At 60.5% G+C, this 511-nt stretch carries 1 protein-coding gene and 1 pseudogene; both read left to right on the top strand.

Features of this window, described 5'->3' with window-relative positions; all coding sequences use genetic code 11:
* Nucleotides 1–76 precede the first annotated feature (76 nt).
* Nucleotides 77–298 (top strand): hypothetical protein, encoded by a 222-nt coding sequence (locus tag EN935_RS39780; RefSeq protein ID WP_127374442.1) that lies wholly within the window; start codon nucleotides 77–79, stop codon nucleotides 296–298.
* A gap of 64 nt (nucleotides 299–362) precedes the next feature.
* Nucleotides 363–511, top strand: a pseudogene (locus EN935_RS42650) (short-chain dehydrogenase); the annotation flags it as partial.

Here is a 511-nt window from a genome sequence, read left to right as displayed (position 1 = left end):
AACTACGGCTGATCGTGTTAGAATGGGCTTTGCAAGCCGCACCGCGCGGTGCGGGATTGCACCGTGATCGACTGGGATGACGTTCGCTACTTTCTTGCCGTCGCGCACGCTTGCCGGCCACAGTGGCGAGCGATGGCCGGTAGGGCGGCGCTGGATCAAACTCACCGAGCGTGTCGTGTCGATGGCGCAATCGGACAGTCCTGTCCTGCCGACATTCCGGAATGCGGCTTTTCGGGTGATCGGCCGCGCCACACTGCAACGGCCATTTCTCGAGCGTGTCGCCGGTTTGAAGGAATGATGCGTTGGCCATAAACCTTTTGGCCGCACATGCGTTGTTCCCTCTCCAAGCCGAGGAGACGATCATGCAGATGAAGTCGGAAATAGCGGGCGAAGCGGCCAAGCAACGCCATATCCAGCGTGGCATCGATGCCAAGGACAAATCGAAAGGCAATGGCAAGCAGCAAGGCGCCATGCAGGCGGGTGCGCGCGAGTATCCCGAACCTCCCTTCCC

Source organism: Mesorhizobium sp. M7D.F.Ca.US.004.03.1.1 (genome assembly GCF_003998635.1).
Taxonomy (GTDB): Bacteria; Pseudomonadota; Alphaproteobacteria; order Rhizobiales; family Rhizobiaceae; genus Mesorhizobium; species Mesorhizobium loti.
Note: the sequence above shows the minus strand (reverse complement) of the source record. Positions and strands in the feature narration are given on the sequence as shown.